This window comes from Woeseia oceani (genome assembly GCF_001677435.1).
GTDB lineage: Bacteria > Pseudomonadota > Gammaproteobacteria > Steroidobacterales > Woeseiaceae > Woeseia > Woeseia oceani.
This window is the reverse complement of sequence record NZ_CP016268.1, coordinates 3175738-3193798: the sequence shown is the minus strand read 5'-3', so window position 1 is coordinate 3193798 and position 18061 is coordinate 3175738. Positions and strand designations below refer to the sequence as shown.

16 protein-coding genes are annotated in these 18061 nt (G+C 58.2%); 6 read left to right on the top strand and 10 right to left on the bottom strand.

Annotation, left to right across the window (positions count from 1 at the left end; all coding sequences use genetic code 11):
• Window positions 1–12: 12 nt before the first annotated feature.
• Together BA177_RS14445 and BA177_RS14440 are read right to left on the bottom strand one after the other, a co-directional pair.
• Window positions 13–333 carry a rhodanese-like domain-containing protein gene (locus tag BA177_RS14445; RefSeq protein ID WP_068617351.1) on the bottom strand — a complete coding sequence of 107 codons (321 nt, stop codon included), beginning with the start codon at window positions 331–333 and terminating at the stop codon, window positions 13–15.
• Between the two features lie 107 nt (window positions 334–440).
• Window positions 441–1094 carry a protein-L-isoaspartate O-methyltransferase family protein gene (locus BA177_RS14440; protein WP_068619433.1) on the bottom strand — a complete coding sequence of 218 codons (654 nt, stop codon included), beginning with the start codon at window positions 1092–1094 and terminating at the stop codon, window positions 441–443.
• Between the two features lie 350 nt (window positions 1095–1444).
• Between BA177_RS14440 and BA177_RS14435 the strand changes: the two genes are divergently transcribed.
• Window positions 1445–3769: an EAL domain-containing protein gene (locus BA177_RS14435; RefSeq protein WP_068617349.1), complete on the top strand. Its 2325-nt coding sequence runs from the start codon at window positions 1445–1447 to the stop codon at window positions 3767–3769.
• Between the two features lie 70 nt (window positions 3770–3839).
• Here the strand turns inward: BA177_RS14435 and BA177_RS14430 are convergent, their stop codons facing one another.
• On the bottom strand, window positions 3840–5879 hold the full coding sequence (locus BA177_RS14430; RefSeq protein ID WP_068617348.1) for a sodium-translocating pyrophosphatase: 2040 nt from the start codon (window positions 5877–5879) through the stop codon (window positions 3840–3842).
• A gap of 260 nt (window positions 5880–6139) precedes the next feature.
• Complete coding sequence (locus BA177_RS14425) at window positions 6140–7402, bottom strand: 6-phosphofructokinase (protein WP_068617346.1); 1263 nt, start codon at window positions 7400–7402, stop codon at window positions 6140–6142.
• Between the two features lie 267 nt (window positions 7403–7669).
• Here BA177_RS14425 and BA177_RS14420 point away from each other — a divergent pair, with 267 nt between their 5' ends.
• A complete protein-coding gene (locus BA177_RS14420; RefSeq protein ID WP_068617344.1) occupies window positions 7670–8308 on the top strand; it encodes an adenylate kinase in 639 nt (212 codons plus the stop codon).
• Between the two features lie 13 nt (window positions 8309–8321).
• Here BA177_RS14420 and rnd read toward each other — a convergent pair whose 3' ends face one another.
• Window positions 8322–9440, bottom strand: a complete 1119-nt coding sequence (gene rnd / locus BA177_RS14415) for a ribonuclease D (protein ID WP_068617342.1) — start codon at window positions 9438–9440, stop codon at window positions 8322–8324.
• Window positions 9441–9480: 40 nt separating this feature from the next.
• On the opposite strand from rnd, the gene BA177_RS14410 reads away from it, so the two are divergent.
• The 3 genes from BA177_RS14410 (at window position 9481) to BA177_RS14400 (ending at window position 12005) form a co-directional block, all read left to right on the top strand.
• Window positions 9481–9978, top strand: a complete 498-nt coding sequence (locus tag BA177_RS14410) for a hypothetical protein (protein WP_068617340.1) — start codon at window positions 9481–9483, stop codon at window positions 9976–9978.
• A gap of 11 nt (window positions 9979–9989) precedes the next feature.
• A complete protein-coding gene (mpl, locus tag BA177_RS14405) occupies window positions 9990–11351 on the top strand; it encodes a UDP-N-acetylmuramate:L-alanyl-gamma-D-glutamyl-meso-diaminopimelate ligase (protein WP_068617336.1) in 1362 nt (453 codons plus the stop codon).
• Between the two features lie 69 nt (window positions 11352–11420).
• Window positions 11421–12005, top strand: a complete 585-nt coding sequence (locus tag BA177_RS14400) for an LON peptidase substrate-binding domain-containing protein (protein ID WP_068617335.1) — start codon at window positions 11421–11423, stop codon at window positions 12003–12005.
• Between the two features lie 14 nt (window positions 12006–12019).
• Here BA177_RS14400 and hemL read toward each other — a convergent pair whose 3' ends face one another.
• Window positions 12020–13291, bottom strand: a complete 1272-nt coding sequence (hemL, locus tag BA177_RS14395) for a glutamate-1-semialdehyde 2,1-aminomutase (RefSeq protein ID WP_068617333.1) — start codon at window positions 13289–13291, stop codon at window positions 12020–12022.
• Window positions 13292–13417: 126 nt separating this feature from the next.
• Between hemL and BA177_RS14390 the strand changes: the two genes are divergently transcribed.
• Entirely contained in the window at window positions 13418–13582 is a 165-nt protein-coding gene (locus tag BA177_RS14390; protein WP_068617331.1) for a rubredoxin, read from the top strand.
• A 12-nt stretch (window positions 13583–13594) separates the two neighbouring features.
• On the opposite strand, the gene BA177_RS14385 is transcribed toward BA177_RS14390, so the two are convergent.
• The 4 genes from BA177_RS14385 to metK form a co-directional block, all read right to left on the bottom strand.
• Window positions 13595–14506 carry a TraB/GumN family protein gene (locus tag BA177_RS14385; RefSeq protein ID WP_082990132.1) on the bottom strand — a complete coding sequence of 304 codons (912 nt, stop codon included), beginning with the start codon at window positions 14504–14506 and terminating at the stop codon, window positions 13595–13597.
• On the bottom strand, window positions 14503–15234 hold the full coding sequence (locus tag BA177_RS14380; RefSeq protein WP_257739308.1) for a metallophosphoesterase: 732 nt from the start codon (window positions 15232–15234) through the stop codon (window positions 14503–14505). The genes BA177_RS14385 and BA177_RS14380 overlap by 4 nt, the downstream gene beginning before the upstream one ends.
• Before the next feature lie 142 nt (window positions 15235–15376).
• Window positions 15377–16690 carry an adenosylhomocysteinase gene (gene ahcY / locus BA177_RS14375; protein ID WP_068617323.1) on the bottom strand — a complete coding sequence of 438 codons (1314 nt, stop codon included), beginning with the start codon at window positions 16688–16690 and terminating at the stop codon, window positions 15377–15379.
• Window positions 16691–16746: 56 nt separating this feature from the next.
• Entirely contained in the window at window positions 16747–17907 is a 1161-nt protein-coding gene (metK, locus tag BA177_RS14370; RefSeq protein WP_068617322.1) for a methionine adenosyltransferase, read from the bottom strand.
• Window positions 17908–18061: the final 154 nt, after the last annotated feature.

Here is an 18061-nt window from a genome sequence, read left to right as displayed (position 1 = left end):
TCGAGCGGTCGTTCAGTAGCGTGGAATCTGGCTGTCCAGCTGTTGTGACCAGGCATCAATCCCGCCGCTGATGTTGGCGACTCTGGAAAAACCGGTTTGCGCCAGCAGGCCCGCCACTCGCGCGCTGCGCCCGCCAGAGTGACACAGTACGGCAACCGGTTGTTCACGATCCAGTTCGTCCAGGCGATCGGCCACTTCTCCCATTGGAATGCTGATGGCATCGGGAACACTGGCTGTGGCGAGCTCCCATGGTTCTCGGACGTCCAGCAGTTGCCAAAGTTCGCCGCTATTGCTGCGTTCCTTGAATTCGGTGGGGCTTAGCTCTTCAAACAATGCAGGATCCTTGTGTTGATACGTTTATGCCAGGTGCAGTGAATCGTGGTCACTGTCAATATGATGCCGCAGCGAGAGATTCGGTTTCATGTGGCTCATTCGATAGCTCAAAAAACAAATGAGGACGGCTCGTCAACGTGCCGTAATCGGGGCAGGCAGGTCTCGAACAGGCTGCTTTGCGTCCAGTGCGCTCCGTCGCCGCGCACGACAATCCGGGCGTCCATGATCGGGGCCTCGCCGGTGACGACGAACAGGCGTCCGCCAGGCGTCAGGCTTGCAAGCAGGCGCTTGTCGAATCGTGGCAAGGACCCGGTGATGACGACCACATCAAACTCTCCTGCCGGCAGCCCCTCGCGCACCGCATCGCGCGTTTGCAAAGATACGTTCGCGATCGCAAGTTCATCCAGCAGCGATTTCGCACTGTCCGTAAAGTCAGCCTGCAAATCAACGCTGACCACTTCTGCGCCCAGCCTGGCCAGGCATGCAGTCAGGTAACCGCTACCTGTGCCGATTTCCAGGATCCGGTCCTGAGCTTCTATCTCCAGCGCCTGCAGAATTCGACCTTCGACCGCTGGCCGCATCATTATTTCGCCATGGCCCAGTGGAATCTCCATATCGGCATACGCCAGTGCCTCGTATCCTCGCGGCACAAAGCGGTGCCTCGGCAGCGCATTCAGCAAACTCAGAAGTGGCGCGGCATCAACGTCCCAGGTGCGAATTTGTTGCTCGACCATTTGCCGCCGCGCGGCGTCTGTATCCATCCTTTCAAAGCTCCCTAACGTATTAAAAAAAAAGAAATTTGTTCCGATTCCACCAAAGGTGGTCCGGGGGCTGCCCGACACCCGGGCCGGATTGCGAATTATGGTGAATTGCTGCGGTGAGCAGGCGTAGCTGGGATATGCTTGTGCGAGCAACCCGTCCGCCTGAAACAGGACAGCAATACCGATCACCACGACTCAGCACGAGCGATCGATAATAACAAATGCGAAGGTTGCAGTACCTGTTGCGGAATATCAGGAAAAAGATTGCTCACCTTGCTTTGCCATTACAATAAAAACATCAAGACAAGCAGGAGATCCATGAACGCGCCTAACCCCCTCAAGGATTCGCCATGACCCAGGCGGTTGGTATCGCGTTGGCCTTGCTGCTCGTGATTGCTGTCGCTTGCGCAGTTCTCTATTGGCGCCGCGTTCAACGTCACAACCGCGCAATTCGTGATTTCAAAGACGACCTTCTGGCCGTATCGGCCGATGCCTCGGTCGGTCGGCGATTGACTGTTCCAGCGAGTGACTCGCTGGGGGATCTGGCCAATACGATCAATCAACTGTTTGACGCTCTCGGTGAACGCGATGAAGAAATTCAGGACCGCGATCGCCTGTTCGCCAATTTTGCCCGCACGATTCCCGAGGTTGTGCTGATACATGACGAGCGCATATTGCTGGCAAACGACAGTGCCGCGAGCCTGGTCGGGCTGGCCCCGGAGCAATTGGAGGGCCGGCAGGTTGCTGATCTCGTCAAACCGGCGTATCGGGCCTTGTTCCGCAAGACCATGGGGCGGCAGCTTGCTGGTCAGAAAGTGCCCAGGCGCCTCGAAATTCAGTTGATCAACGGCAATGACCAGGGTCTGTGGGTTGAGGCACAAAGTTCATTGATTGAGTACCGCGGTAATGAAGCGGTATTGACGGTTGCGCGGGACGTTAGTTACCGCAAGAGCCTCGAGGTATCGCTGAGCCGCAGCAAGCGTCAGGCGCAATACACCCTGGAATCGATCGCCGAAGGTGTGATCACAACGGACAATGAAGGCCGTATCGACTACATGAATCGCGCCGCCGAGGGCATGACCGGGAAGGATCGGGAGTCGGCAGCGGGTCACCAGGTCAGTGAGATTTTTTCGCTGATCGACGAGGCAGATCGTCGTTCCCTCGGCGATCCGGTGGAGCGCTGTCTCGCCATGCGACGACGCGTGAACATGGGACGGCGGGCATTGCTCGTGAGCCGCGATAACGAACATGAACATTCGGTCGAGATCACGGCATCACCTATCAAGGGTCCGGGCAACAGTATTACCGGCACCGTGGTCGTCTTCCACGACGTGAGCGAGTTGCGCGGATTGACGCGACAGATGAGCTACCAGGCGACGCACGACCCGTTGACCGGACTGGTCAATCGGCGCGAATTTGAGCGGCGTATCCAGGAAGCCATGGATTCCGCGCATGCGGACGAAGCGAGTCACGTACTTTGTTATATGGATCTGGATCGCTTCAAGGCAGTGAACGATAGCTGCGGTCATCTGGCGGGCGACAACATGTTGCGGGAAGTTGCCACGCTCATCAAAGAGCAAGTGCGCGATTCGGATTTCGTTGGTCGTCTGGGCGGGGATGAGTTCGGCACATTGCTGGTCGGCTGTCCCGTTGAGAAAGCCGGGCAGATCGGTGCAGACATCTGCAACGCGGTCGCGGACTACCGCTTCGTTTGGCAGGACAAGATCTTCAATATCGGCATTTCCGTTGGCCTCGTTGAAATCACCCAGTCCAGCGGTTCGTTGCAGGACATCGTCAGCGCAGCGGATTCGGCATGTTACGTGGCCAAGCAGCGTGGCCGTGGCCAGGTGCACATTTACTCCGCACGCGATGAGGCAATCGCCAGAGAGCGCGGCGATATCCAGTGGCTGCGGCAAATGCAGACAGCGTTGCACGAAGACCGCTTCGAACTGGCATTGCAGTCAATCATTGCGACCGGCGGTCAGGACAGCGGGCCGGCTTACGAAGTGTTGATACGCCTGCCCGATGAACGCGGCAAAGTCGCGAATTCGGCAGAATTCCTGCGACCAGCACAGCGCTACCAGCTAATGCCACAGATAGACCGATGGGTTGTGGCGGCCACGTTGTCGGCCATGAATTCCGGCGAGATTCGTCTGCCTCGCGGTCGCAGTTGTTCTATCAACATCTCCGGGCAGACCTTGACCGACGAAGGCTTTTTGGGATTCGTCGTGGAATCGCTGGACCGCAGCGGTGTCGCGCCGAGCAGCATTTGTTTCGAGGTGACTGAAAGTGTGGTGACCACGGATATCCAGCATGTACAGCGCTTTATTGAGGTGTTGCACGGCATAGGCTGCGAGTTCGCGCTGGATGATTTTGGCTCCGGTCTGGGTGCCTTCTCCAAGCTCAAGACCCTGCCGGTTGACTACCTGAAAATCGATGGCGCCTATACCCGCGGCTTGCCCAACGACGACATCAATCAGGAGATGGTGTCAGCGATGATCAAGCTGGCGCGAACCATGCAGTTCCGGGTGATCGCGGAACAGGTTGAGAGTCAGCAGGACTTTGACTGGTTGCGCGATGTCGGCGTCGATTTCGTGCAAGGCAACTTCATCGAAGAAGCAGCACCTTTGGGCGGTGCCTCTACGTCGGGAACGTATCGCGCATTACGTTACTAGGATTTCGAGGCCAGCCAAAAAAAACGCCGGCGTAATGCCGGCGTTTTTCGTTTGCGTGTTACCAGGGTGCTCAGAGCAGCGGCACCATCAGCAAGGCCACAATATTAATGATCTTGATGAGTGGGTTGATGGCCGGGCCGGCAGTGTCTTTGTACGGATCACCAACGGTGTCGCCGGTAACCGCGGCCTTGTGTGCATCGGAGCCTTTGCCGCCGCAATTGCCGTCTTCGATGTATTTCTTGGCGTTATCCCAGGCACCGCCGCCGGTGGTCATGGAGATGGCCACAAACAATCCGGTAACAATAGTGCCAAGCAACAAGCCGCCGAGTGCTTTAGGTCCGAGCAACAGACCAACGGCCAGTGGCACCAGGATTGGTAACAACGACGGCACGATCATTTCCTTGATCGCTGCCTTGGTCAGGATGTCGACCGCACGGCTGTAGTCCGGCTTGCCGGATCCGTCCATGATGCCTTTGATTTCCTTGAACTGGCGACGAACTTCCACGACTACTTTGCCAGCGGCACGACCGACCGCTTCCATGGCCATGGCACCGAACAGGTACGGTACCAGGCCGCCGATGAACAGGCCGATGATGACGAGGTGATCCGACAGGTCGAAATCGACGACAATTCCCGCGCCTGCAAGTGCATTGGTGTAGTCGGCAAACAGTACCAGTGCGGCGAGGCCCGCAGAGCCGATCGCGTAGCCCTTGGTAACAGCCTTGGTCGTATTGCCGACAGCATCCAGCTGATCAGTAATCGTGCGTACTTCTGATGGCAGTTCCGACATCTCGGCAATACCACCGGCGTTGTCGGTGATCGGTCCGAAAGCATCGAGTGCTACAACAACGCCGGTCATGGACAGCATGGTGGTAGCGGCAATGGCGATGTTGTACAAACCGGCCATCGAGTCACCGGCAGGCGCCAGTGCAAACGCGCCCCAGATACTCAGGCAAACGGCGATAACCGGCAGTGCCGTCGACTTCATTGAGATGCCAAGGCCGGCGATGATGTTGGTGGCGTCACCGGTCAATGAGGCTTCTGCGATTGTGCGGACGGGTTTGTACTCGGTGCTTGTGTAGTACTCGGTGATCACAACCATCGCCGCGGTAAGCGCCAACCCGATGAGGGCTGAGCCAAATATGCCGCCAGTATTGCCGGACTCCGCCATCATCATGTTGGTAATCGGGTAGAACGCGATGGCGGCCAATACGCCGGCTACGATCATACCTTTGTAGAGCGCTCCCATGACTTTGCCGCCGTCCGAAGTGCGGACAAAAAACGTGCCGATGATCGACGCAATGATTGAAACGGCGCCGAGGACGAGCGGATACATGATTGCCTCAGAACCCATTTGCCCGGCAACCAGGCTGCCCAGCAGCATGGTTGCGATGATCGTAACGGCGTAGGTCTCGAACAAGTCAGCCGCCATGCCGGCACAGTCGCCCACGTTGTCGCCGACGTTGTCAGCAATCACACCGGGGTTACGGGGGTCGTCTTCGGGTATGCCGGCTTCAACTTTGCCGACCAGGTCGGCACCAACGTCGGCGCCTTTGGTAAAGATACCGCCACCCAGGCGAGCGAAAATCGAGATCAGTGAGCCGCCGAAGGCGAGACCCACGAGTGCGTGAATGGCGTCATCAGTGCTGACACCGGTTGCCGACAGCAGCAGGTAGTAGCCGGCAACGCCGAGCAGGCCAAGGCCTACGACGAGCAGGCCGGTAATGGCACCACCACGAAACGCAACGTTCAGGGCCGGGTTAACACCGATGGTAGCGGCTTGTGCAGTGCGGACGTTGGCCCGGACCGAAACGAACATGCCGATATAGCCTGCAAGCCCGGAGAAGATCGCACCAATGGCGAAGCCGCCGGCGGTCGTCCAGCCCAGCGCCAGACCCAGTGCAAGAAACAGCACTACGCCCACGACACTGATAGTCAGGTACTGGCGATTCATGTAGGCATTGGCGCCTTCCTGAATGGCCTGCGCGATTTCCTGCATGCGCGCATTGCCTGCAGGTTGTTTCAATATCCATTGTGTGGACAGAAGTCCGTAAAGAATGGCGATTACCCCTGAACCTATCGCCAACCACAGTGCCAACTCGTTAGTCATACCGTTCCTCTCCTGATCGTAATCCCCACCCCCGCCGGAAACAGGCCGAGGCAATACTACAAATCTTGGCCCTCTGGCAGCCGTAGCACACCAGCCATCGCTGGAACGCATTTGGGTGCCACAAGTCGGCACGTACGTTCCGGACTGGCTATTGGTAGTCAGAGAGGGTGCGGCTTGCGCACCTTTATCGTTGTTGTATGTGGTGTTGCTCTGTCGGAGTCCCTACTCCGGCCTTGGCCGGCCCCCGTCAGTGGCGCGAATCATACCACAAAATCTGTGTTGAGCCGTTTCGCTACCGGCACTCCCTTGATGCTGACGTACTTCGGTAAGCCATTGAGATATGGAGGGTAATTCTCACCCTTGATGAGTGGCTGCAGGTACCGGCGAGCGGCCTCGGTGATCGAGAAACCGTCGCGACTGATGTAGCGACGGGGCAGCATCTTTTCCTTGTTGGCAATCTTCGCCAGCGGCGCTTCTTCGATGCGCCACCGGTAAGGCTTGTCCGATACCCGTTTGATGACCGGCATCACTGCGGTCTTGCCGGCAAGCGCAAATTTGACGGCTGCCTTGCCGACGGCGTAGGCCTGATCCACGTCGACGGCTGATGCAATGTGCCGCGCCGAACGTTGCAGGTAGTCAGCAATCGCGTAGTGGAATTTGTAGCCTAGTTCGTCCCGGACCATGTTGGCGACCACGGGCGCGACCCCGCCTAGCTGGGCATGGCCAAATGCATCGCGCGTACCCGCTTCGGCGAGGAATTTACCGTCCGCGTAGCGCGCGCCTTCGCTGACGACGATCACGCAATACCCGTACTGTTCGACGCATTGTTTGACGCGTTTGAGAAAAGCTGCGCGTTCAAACGGTATTTCGGGGAAAAGGATGATGTGCGGCGCATCGCCGGGTTCCGAACCTGCCAGGCCAGCGGCCGCGGCAATCCAGCCAGCGTGACGGCCCATGACTTCCATCACGAATACCTTGGTCGAGGTCTTTGCCATCGACAGTACATCCAGCGCGGCTTCGCGGGTTGAAACGGCGATGTACTTGGCGACCGAGCCGAAACCCGGGCAGTTGTCGGTTATCGGCAGGTCATTGTCGACCGTCTTCGGTATGCCGAGGCAGTTCACCGGGTAGCCCATGCGCTTGCTGATCAGCGAGACCTTATGGGCGGTATCCATGGAATCATTGCCGCCGTTGTAAAAGAAATAGCCGATATTGTGAGCGCGAAACACGTCGATCAGGCGTTCGTATTCGGCCCTGTTCTCCTCAATTCCTTTGAGTTTGTAGCGGGCTGAGCCGAAAGCGCCGCCCGGTGTATGGCGCAAGGCCGCGATGGTACGCGCCGGTTCGCGGTTGGTATCGATCATGTCCTCGGTCAACGCGCCGATAATGCCATTGCGGCCGGCGTACACATTGGCAATCTTGTCGCGATTCTCGCGTGCGGTCTCTATGACTCCACATGCGCTGGCATTAATTACGGCGGTTACGCCGCCTGACTGAGCATAAAACGCGTTTTTTCTGGACATAATGACGGGCCTTGAGATAACTCGGAATCGTTGCAAAGGATAGCCGAAACTGCGCGGCGCTTCACGGCTGCAAATCAGTGCCGCGATCCGCGAGCCGACCGACTATCCCGCCGCTATGAATTGACCCGTCCGCGGATTGTGGGTAGCGTATGCCGCCCCTGAAGTGCGCTGCTCCGGCACGACTTCTTCGATTTCGGTCGCGCCCACTGGGCACCGGCGACCATTTTTTTGTTTTCCAGTTCGTCAGAATTAAAAGAGTAGCAGCGAATGCGTATCGTTTTATTGGGTGCGCCCGGTTCGGGCAAAGGCACTCAGGCTCAGAAACTCATGGCCGAGCGTCATGTTCCGCAAATATCCACCGGCGACATATTGCGCGCTGCCGTGGAATCCGGCACTCGTTTCGGCCAGCAGGCAAAGGCCATCATGGAAGCGGGGCAACTGGTATCAGACGAAATCGTGCTGGGTATTATCAGCGAACGATTGCGCGAAGCTGACACCGAAGATGGCTTTATCCTCGATGGCTTTCCGCGGACCCGGCAACAAGCGCTCGATCTAGCCGAGTTGCTGGACGAACTGGGCAAGCCGCTGGATACCGCTGTGCTGATGGACGTTGAATTCGATGTATTGCTCAAGCGGCTGACCGGTCGGCGTACCTGTTCGCTCACAGGTAAACTGCTGAACGTGTATTTCTCATCGCAGGAAGAACTCGATGCGTGCACCAGCAACGGCGGGGAGCTGATACAGCGCGAGGATGACAACGAAGCCACGATCCGTAGCCGGCTTGAAGTGTACCGGGAGCAGACCGAACCGCTGGTCGAGTTCTACCGCAAGCGTGACAAGCTGCAGACCGTGAATGCTAACGGCACTGTCGACGAAGTCTACGCGCGCTTGCTCGAGATTCTTTAGCCGCAGGCGACCGTTAGTCGAGCATGCGACTGAGGTCCGTTCCTATCAGGTCCTGGCGCCAGCCACGAAACACGCGTAGCTCGCGATCCCCGGAGAGTGCCGCCGTCAGTTCGCGACGCGGTGCCAGCACTTCCGCCGGAATGTCAATTTCCCTGGCGCGACTAACTACGGCCTTTTGCAGTTTCTTGAGGAGCGCCTTTTGCTCTTCATCCGGGCGCGACGGCGGCTGGTAGTCGTCGTCACCATCGCGGCATTCGTTGATCATTGCCAGGAGTTCGTCGCCATTGCGTCGCACCATTCCCGGGGAAATATTGTCGATGCTGTTAAGTGCTTCAATTGAACCAGGCTGCCTGCCAGCAATATCCAGCAGCACAGCGTCGCGCAGAATCCACTGCCGCGGTTTGTTGCTTTTTACCGCCCGTTGTTCCCGCCATCTGGCCAACAGGACCGCCGTACGGCGCGCGTGCCCGCGCATGTTTCGTGCACCCTTGACGCGGTCAATCGCGCTGTCGAGATCAATTTGATAAAGAGCTGGGTTGAGGAGATCGGCGCTGTCCTCTTTGGCCCACTCCAGGCGGCCAGCTGCATCCAGTTTTTCGCAGAGTTTCTCGTAAGCCGGCAGCAGGTATATGACATCTTCCGCCGCATACGAGAGTTCGGCCTCTGACAAAGGTCGGCGGCTCCAGTCAGCCCGCGTTTCCGATTTGGCCAGCTCAACGTCGAACAGTTCTTTGACGAGGTTGGCGTAACCCATTTGTGGCGGGTAGCCGAGCAATGCGGCGGCGACTTGCGTGTCAAACAATTCGCCGGGAAGTCGGCCTGCCGATTGCTGGACAACTTCAAGGTCCTGACGGCCCGAATGCAATACCCAGGCAGGTTGCAGGATTGCATCCCAGAACGTTTGCAGGTTGTCTGCTGACAACGGATCCGCGCACCAGTAGTGTCGATCGACAGCAAACTGCACGAGACAGAGTTGTGAGTAATAGGTTTTTTCGCGCATGAATTCGGTGTCTACACCGATCATGCCTGCGCCGTGCAGGGCGTTGCATGCCGGTTCCGGCATGGAGAGTTCTATGTACTGGTAGTCGGCCATCGTTCGCAGCAGGATAATTTCGATTCCACAGACTAACATGCGATGATTTCGTATACGCAATCATGTAATCAAGACGACCGTGCTGCTACTTCTGAAATCCTTCTTCGACATAATCGCACTACGCCGTGGCCCGGAAAGCATTCCGTCGTCAATGTTCGTGCTGACATTTGCCATCGTGTTAATGCTGGCGTCCTCGTACCCGGCGTACCTGATTACAGCCAGCGAAGAGAGCCATTATGCAACGGCATTTTTCGCATACGGCGCGGGCATCCTGTTTTACGCTGCCGTAATCGTTCTTGCCGGGCGGGCAGAGCGCTTGCTGGTCGCTGTTAGCTGCATAATCGCTTGCGGTTCATTGCTCACAATAGTCTTCGCGCTGGAGTTCGCGATATTCGCGCCATTGCTCGGGCGGGTTGAGGCCGGTGCGATCGCGTCAATGATAATTCTCTGGTCGGTCCCGGTTGAAGGTCACATAATGTCGAAATCCATCGGCTGCCACTGGTTGCTCGGGCTCCTGATCGCGATCGCCTCGCTCGTCACGCAGATTGGCGTACAGGCAATGTTGGGTGGCAGCTAAAGGCTGGATCAATGCACATTCACATACTAGGAATCTGCGGCACATTCATGGGTGGCGTCGCTGCGCTTGCGCGTGCCGCCGGACACCGGGTAACGGGCAGCGACGCGAACGTTTACCCGCCGATGAGCACCCAGCTTGAGTCACTGGGTATCGATATTCATGAGGGCTACAGCGCTGATGCACTGACTGATGCTCCTGATTGCGTCGTGATCGGCAATGCGCTCAGTCGTGGCAACCCGGCCGTCGAAGCCGTGCTCAATCGTGGGCTGCCGTATATGTCGGGGCCGGAGTGGCTGGAGAAATTCGTGTTGCGTGGCCGTCACGTCATGGCAGTGGCAGGGACGCACGGAAAGACCACAACGTCGAGTATGCTGGCGTGGATACTCGAAGATGCCGGTTTGTCACCGGGCTTTTTGATTGGCGGCATACCGGCCAATTTCGGCCGTTCGGCTCGCTATGGCGAGGCGCCGTATTTCGTTGTCGAAGCCGATGAATACGACACGGCGTTTTTCGACAAACGTGCAAAGTTTGTTCACTACCGGCCGCGGACCCTCGTGCTTAACAATATGGAGTACGACCACGCCGATATTTACCCTGATCTTGACGCGATAATCTGGCAGTTCCATCAACTCATGCGTACCGTGCCCGGCAATGGCCGGGTTGTGTTCAATGCGGCGGACGCAAACCTGCGACGCATGCTGGACAAAGGGTGCTGGAGCTCAAGTGAAAGCTTCAGCCTGGAACCTGGTGCAGACTGGCACGCGGAATTCAGTGACGCGACGGGCCGTAAATTCGTAGCCTCGCACGGCGATGAAGCGGCGGAGGCCGGCTGGCAGTTGGCCGGCGCCTACAACCTGGAAAACGCACTTGCCGCCATCGCTGCTGCGCACTCGGCGGGCGTGTCTGTGGCCCAGGCGGTGGCAGCTTTGTCACGATTCAGCGGGGTTAAACGCCGGCTGGAGCGCACGGCGGAAGTTGCAGGCGTTTTCGTCTACGACGACTTTGCGCACCACCCGACCGCCATTCGGCGCACGATCGATGGGATGAAAACGCGTTACCCGGGTGAGCGCCTGTTCGTGGCGCTGGAGCCGCGTTCCAACACCATGAAGCTCGGAGTGCATGATGAGGCGCTGGTTGCGGCACTCGCGGCGGCAGACCACGTCGCGGTCTTTCGTCCGGAGGGTGTCAGTGCGGGCTTCGATTCCGCGCTGGCAGGCTTGGGTGAGCAGGTGGCGATCTATCGACAATATGATGCAATGATCGCCGGTCTGAAGTCGCGTCTGCGCCCCGGTGACCATATGGTATTCATGAGCAATGGTGGCTTTGGTGCTGTGCGGCAGAAGCTGACGGCTGCTCTGGACGCACCCACCTGAAACGGCAAATACAGAACAGCTGCCGGCAACTATACTGAGGGCGAGCGAGTCTCGCGCCAAGGTAGTCCAATGCAGATTCCACTGTTTCCATTGCACACCGTCCTGTACCCCGAGGGTCCTCTGCCGCTGCGCATCTTCGAGCCCCGGTACCTGGACATGATCAGCCAATGTCTGCGCGAGGGAACGCCGTTTGGCGTTGTGCAGATCCGCGCCGGTAGCGAGACAGGCCCTGCCTCGACATTCGATATCGGTACGCTTGCCGAGGTGAGTGACTGGTACCAGGGGAGTGACGGCATACTCGGCATAACCGCGCTAGGCTCCGAACGGTTCGTGCTGCAATCCCGGGAGCGGCAGCCGGACGGGTTGCTGCGCGGTGAAGTGCAATTGCTGCCAGCGACCACGTCGTGTCCTTTGCCGGAGGAATTCTTGTCGCTGGCGCAGATACTGGACAGCGTACTGACTGACCTTGGTCGCTTGTACGTCGATCTGCCGCGCCGTTATGAGGACGCGGTTTGGGTTGGCTACCGGTTTGCGGAAATCCTGCCCTTTAGCGCTCAGCAAAAACAGGATTGCCTCGAGATGACGGATCCCCTGCAGCGCCTGCAACTGGTCCGCACCGTGTTACGCGACGCTCGTGACGTTGAGCTTGTCTGAAACCCGCCCTGCACTCAGGCCAGTGTCGGTATAACAGCCTCGGCCGCCTCCAGAGTGCGTGATATTTCCGCGTCGCCATGTGCGGCAGAGACGAAGCCTGCTTCGAAGGCGGAGGGTGCGAAATAGACCTGACGTTCGAGCATCCCGTGAAAAAAGCGCCGGAAACGATCGACGTCGGCGGCGGCAACCTGCGCGTAGGTTCGTACGGGGGCATCGTCGCTAAACACAATGCCGAACATGCCACCCGTGGACTCGCAGGCGAGCGGTATGCCCGCGCGGGATGCGATATCGGCCAGGCCGTTGACGAGTGTGCGGGTCTTTTCCGTCAGCGCTGTATAAAAACCCTTCTGCTCAAGCAGCGTCAAGGTGGCCAATCCGGCGGCCATGGCCAGCGGATTGCCAGACAAGGTACCCGCCTGATAAACCGGACCGTCCGGCGCAAGGCTGTTCATGACCTCGGCACGGCCGCCAAACGCGGCAGCCGGCATGCCGCCGCCGACTATCTTTCCGAGCGTGGTCAGGTCGGGCGTGATGCCGTACAGGGCCTGCGCGCCACCGCGGGCGACGCGGAAGCCGGTCATCACCTCATCCAGGATCAGCAGTGCGCCGGCCTCGCTGCATTGCTCCCTCAGGGTCTCCAGAAAACCGTCGACCGGCAACACCATATTCATGTTGCCGGCGATCGGTTCAACGATGACGCAGGCGATTTGGTCGCCGATTTCTGCAAATGCCTTGATGACGGCGGCACTGTCATTGTAGGGCAGCGTCACGGTGTGTTGTGCCAGCCCTGCGGGAACGCCCGGCGAGCTCGGTACACCCAGTGTCAGCGCACCCGAGCCGGCCTTGATCAACAGTGAGTCAGAGTGTCCGTGGTAGCAGCCTTCAAACTTTATGATCTTGTCTCTGCCGGTGTGGCCACGTGCCAGACGAATGGCACTCATGGTTGCTTCAGTGCCTGAACTGACCATTCGTATCTTCTCGATTGATGGCATCAGCTCGCACACTTTGCGCGCAAGTTGCGTTTCCAGAACGCAGGGCGCGCCGAAACTCAGACCATTGGCTGCGGTTTCGGTGACAGCGGCGATAACCTCGGGGTGTGCATGCCCAAGAATCATCGGTCCCCACGAACCAACGTAGTCGATCAGTTGCTGACCGTCTTCTGTTTCCAGCCAGGCACCGTGCGCACGCCGCATAAATACCGGTTCGCCGCCAACGCTTGCGAAGGCGCGCACGGGTGAATTTACTCCACCGGCAATGTACTTCCTGGCGTCGGCAAACAATGTCATGGTATTCCTCGATTAGCGATTGGGTGAGCAGGGCACGCATGCTACCGGAGCACGGCAGGTGGCGGAAGTCCGTGCAGCGCGCAATGGTTGACAAGCAAGTGATGATCGCGACAAAGTCACGGCCCTATGAAGACCTACATGTGCCTTATCTGCGGCTACCTCTACAGCGAAGAAGAGGGTGACCCTGAATCCGGAATTCCAGCGGGAACGCGTTGGGACGATGTGCCGCTGTCGTGGCGATGCCCCGATTGCGGTGCCGGCAAAGAAGATTTTGAAATGATCGAGGTGTAGCGGTAGCTGCGATTACTGCAGATCGGACTGCGCGAGCTGTTTGGCCGCGTGTCCGCGCTGCCGCAGTAATTCTGGTACGCCGTCCTGTCCCACCAGGTGCAGTGCGCCGACGATGATCAGGTAGTCGTCACTGTCCTCAAGCAATAATTCAATCTGCTTGACCCAGTTCTTATTGCGGGCGACAACCAGTTCCTCGTACAGGACCGGTTGTGCCTGCATGTCTTGCAGAATATTCGCTTCAAGTGTTGCGATATCACCGTTGCGCCAGGCCGCGATCAGCATATCCATTTGTGCCTGAATCTCGAGTCCTTCTTCAAGCGTTTGCAAGAGCAGCGCGCGCTGCACAGCAACCGGCAAGCCGTCCAGCAATTCCAGTTGCTGCCGCATTGTCTCCAGACCCAAAATTTCCTTCTGGTCCGCAATGGCCCGTTCCATCAGGTGATTCTCGACGCCGAACGCGGGATCAAAGCCAATGCGTGTCAGCATCAATTGTTCGATGGTGATTGCGGCCAGCCACGGCTCTGTTTGCGCAAGCAGCTCCAGGGGTATGGAGGCTTTGGCTGCCAGTGTCGATGCCCGCGCGTAACTCTCAGCGCCAAGCAGGACCGCCAGGCTGCTGCCCGCCGCGGCAAGACCCAGTTCACTCGCCAGCGATTGCGCAGCGGCTGTATCCAGATCGTCCATGTCGAGTTCCATGACCAGCGTCTCGGCATCCGCGTATGCTTCGTAAATTCCGGCAGGCAGCGGGTAGTCCGATGGTCGCAACAAATGCACGGAGCCGAGCAGGTACACGCGATTGCTGTCGCCGTCGATACGCCACATGGGCAGTTTGCTGTCGTCGCCAAAGGCCGGTGCGATTATCAAGAGACCGAATACGAGCACCAGCAACTTCGCTAACGGCGTTCTGCGCTGCAGTAATATCATGCATCTACCCAGATCAATTCGGATTCGATGGTTCCGTCGGCCTGTAGTTCAACACGGCGGTAGGCCGGTGGTCGGTCGTCCAGCGCGAAGTCGTCGCTGCCGGGAAGAAATTGCCGGCAGGTGGACGGTGTCCCAATGATGCGCAGTCCATTGTGATCGGTTTCAAATGCCTGGTGTACATGTCCGAACAGGCAGCCGCGCACTTTGCCCATGGCCGAGAGTGCCGTCAGGAGTTCATCGCTATTGTCGAGGCCGACGCCGTCCAGCCACTTGCTGCCAACCGGCAAGGGAGGATGATGCAGGCAGACGAGTACATGTTCCGCCGTGGACTCGGCAACGAGGGTGCCGAGCCTGTCGATTTCCTGCGGCGCAACATGCCCGCCGGCGCTCTTTGTCTTGCAGGAGTCTATGCCGGCGACCAGCCACTGATCGTGCTGAAAGCTGCCGCAGTAGTGAAAGGGCTCTGCGGTAAGCGCTTCCTGCATGAAGTCGCGTACGTCGTGGTTGCCAGGCACGCAATGTACCGGCAAGCCGAGGGAAGAGAAATGTTCACGAAAACGAACGTAGGCGTCCCGGCTGTCGTCCTGTATGAGGTCGCCGGTCATCGCAATCATGTCCGCGGACCAGCCGGACGTGCGTACGTGATTCAGGACGGCGGCGAGTGTGTCGTGGGTGACAGAGCCACGCAAACTTGCCGCCGGATCAGCGAACAAGTGCGGGTCTGTGATTTGCAGGACCCTGACGGCATGTCTGGATGATTGATTAACGGCAGGTCTCGCTGAGCGCGGAAGGCGCGGACGTCAGCATGATAGCCTGCACTGGAAAGGCAGGCCAGTTCCCGAAAGAGAACTGGCCTGCTGCTTGGCGCGCTTAGTAGCGGTAGTGCTCCGGCTTGAACGGGCCGTCCTGATTTACGCCAATGTATTTGGCTTGCTCGTCAGTCAGCTCGGTCAGGTTTGCGCCGATACGAGCCAGGTGCAGCCGCGCAACTTTTTCATCCAGGTGCTTCGGCAGTACGTACACTTCATTTTTGTAATCGTCGGCATTTGCCCACAATTCCATCTGTGCCAGTACCTGGTTGGTGAACGAGTTCGACATGACGAAACTCGGGTGCCCGGTACCGCAACCGAGATTCACGAGCCGGCCTTCGGCGAGCAGGATGATGCGCTTGCCATTCGGGAAGATGATGTGATCAACCTGCGGCTTGATGTTTTCCCAGTCGAATTTCTTCAGGTAGGCAACGTCTATCTCGTTGTCGAAATGGCCGATGTTGCAGATGATCGCCTGGTCTTTCATGCGCTCCATTTGCGGGCCGGTGAGGATGTGGTAGTTGCCGGTTGCAGTGACGACGATGTCGACCTGATCAACGACGTCGTCAAGCTTGACGACCCGGTAACCTTCCATGGCGGCCTGCAAGGCACAGATCGGATCGATTTCCGTAATCCAGACTGTCGCGCCCAGTCCGCGCAGCGACTGTGCTGAACCTTTGCCGACGTCTCCATAGCCGCATACGAGTGCGACTTTGCCGGCGATCATCACGTCGGTTGCACGCTTGATGCCATCGACCAGTGACTCGCGACAGCCGTAGAGATTGTCGAACTTGGACTTCGTCACAGAGTCATTGACGTTGAACGACGGGCACGCAAGGCTGCCGTCTTTCTGCATGTCATAAAGGCGCTTGACGCCGGTCGTGGTTTCTTCTGACAAGCCACGCACACCCTTCATGATTTCCGGGTACTTGTCGTGCATGAGCTGGGTCAGGTCACCGCCATCGTCCAGCAACATGTTCGGCTGCCAGCCGTCCGGTCCGTTGATGGTCTGTTCGACGCACCACCAGTACTCGTCTTCCGTTTCTCCTTTCCAGGCGAACACGGGGACGCCGCTGGCAGCGATCGCTGCGGCCGCATGGTCCTGAGTTGAGAATATGTTGCAGGATGACCAGCGTACTTCGGCGCCGAGCGCTGTCAGTGTTTCGATCAGAACGGCTGTCTGGATTGTCATGTGCAGACAACCAGCAATACGTGCGCCTTTCAACGGTTGTTGCGCGCCAAACTCTTCGCGCAATGCCATCAAGCCCGGCATTTCAGTTTCCGCAATGGCGATTTCCTTGCGGCCCCAGGCAGCGCCCGAGATGTCAGCGACTTTGTAGTCCTGATTCTGGATGGCAACAGCTTCGCTGCTCATGAAACTCTCCTAGTTAATTCGTGCAATTTTGTACAAAGGGGTAAGTGCAGTCAGCTTCAGGCTGCTGCAGCGCCGCGCAGTGCGTCGGCGCGGTCCGTGCGCTCCCAGCTAAGGTCCAGATCTTCCCGGCCAAAGTGACCGTAAGCGGCCGTCGGCTGGTAGATGGGCTTGATCAGGTCGAGCATTTTCAGAATGCCGTAGGGACGCAGGTCAAAGTGCTCTCGCACCAGGGCGGTCAGTTTGTCTTCACTGACTTTGCCTGTACCGAATGTGTGTACGCTGATTGAGGTGGGTTCGGCCACACCAATGGCGTAGGAAACCTGAATCTCACAGCGCTCGGCGAGGCCTGCGGCGACGATATTCTTGGCCACGTAACGGCACGCGTACGCGGCCGAACGGTCGACTTTCGATGGGTCTTTACCCGAGAACGCGCCACCACCGTGCCGGGCTGAGCCGCCGTAGGTGTCCACAATGATCTTGCGGCCGGTGAGTCCACAGTCACCCATCGGCCCGCCAATTTCGAAGCGACCGGTCGGGTTGATGTGATACTTCGTATCGTTGCTCAGCCATTCGGCAGGAATGACCGGTTTGATGATTTCTTCCATGATGCCGTCGCGCAAATCTTTCATGCTGATATCGGCATGGTGTTGCGATGACAGAACCACGGCATCAATCGATACTGGCTTGTTGTTCTCGTAGCGGAACGTGACCTGGCTCTTGGCGTCGGGACGCAGCCACGGCAAGGTGCCGTTCTTGCGAACTTCGGCCTGACGACGTACCAGTCGGTGCGCGAAAGTGACCGGAGCCGGCATCAGCACGTCGGTTTCGTTGGTGGCGTAACCGAACATGAGGCCCTGGTCGCCGGCGCCCTGAGACTCCGGATCGCCACGGTCAACGCCCTGTGCGATGTCGGGTGATTGCTTGCCCAGCGCATTGATCACGGCACATGACGCGCCGTCGAAGCCCATGCTCGAGTCGGTATAACCTATACCGATCACGGTTTTGCGCACGAGTTCTTCAATATCCACCCAGGCAGTGGTGGTAACTTCGCCAGCGACCATGACCATGCCGGTCTTGACCAGCGTTTCACAGGCGACACGCGCCGACTTGTCCTGCTCCAGTATGGCATCGAGCACCGCGTCGGAGATTTGGTCGGAAATCTTGTCCGGATGCCCCTCGGACACCGATTCTGAGGTAAACAGGAAGGATTGGGTCATTGAACTCACATTATCTTGAAAAAACCGGGCGCGATTGTACCCCAGCTGGTTCCAGAGGTACCACGAACGATTTGTAACTCACTGTATCCGTTGCCAGGCAGCACGATGCAGGCGATGCTCGCTTGCGACCCATGAGTTAAACAGGGAAAATGCG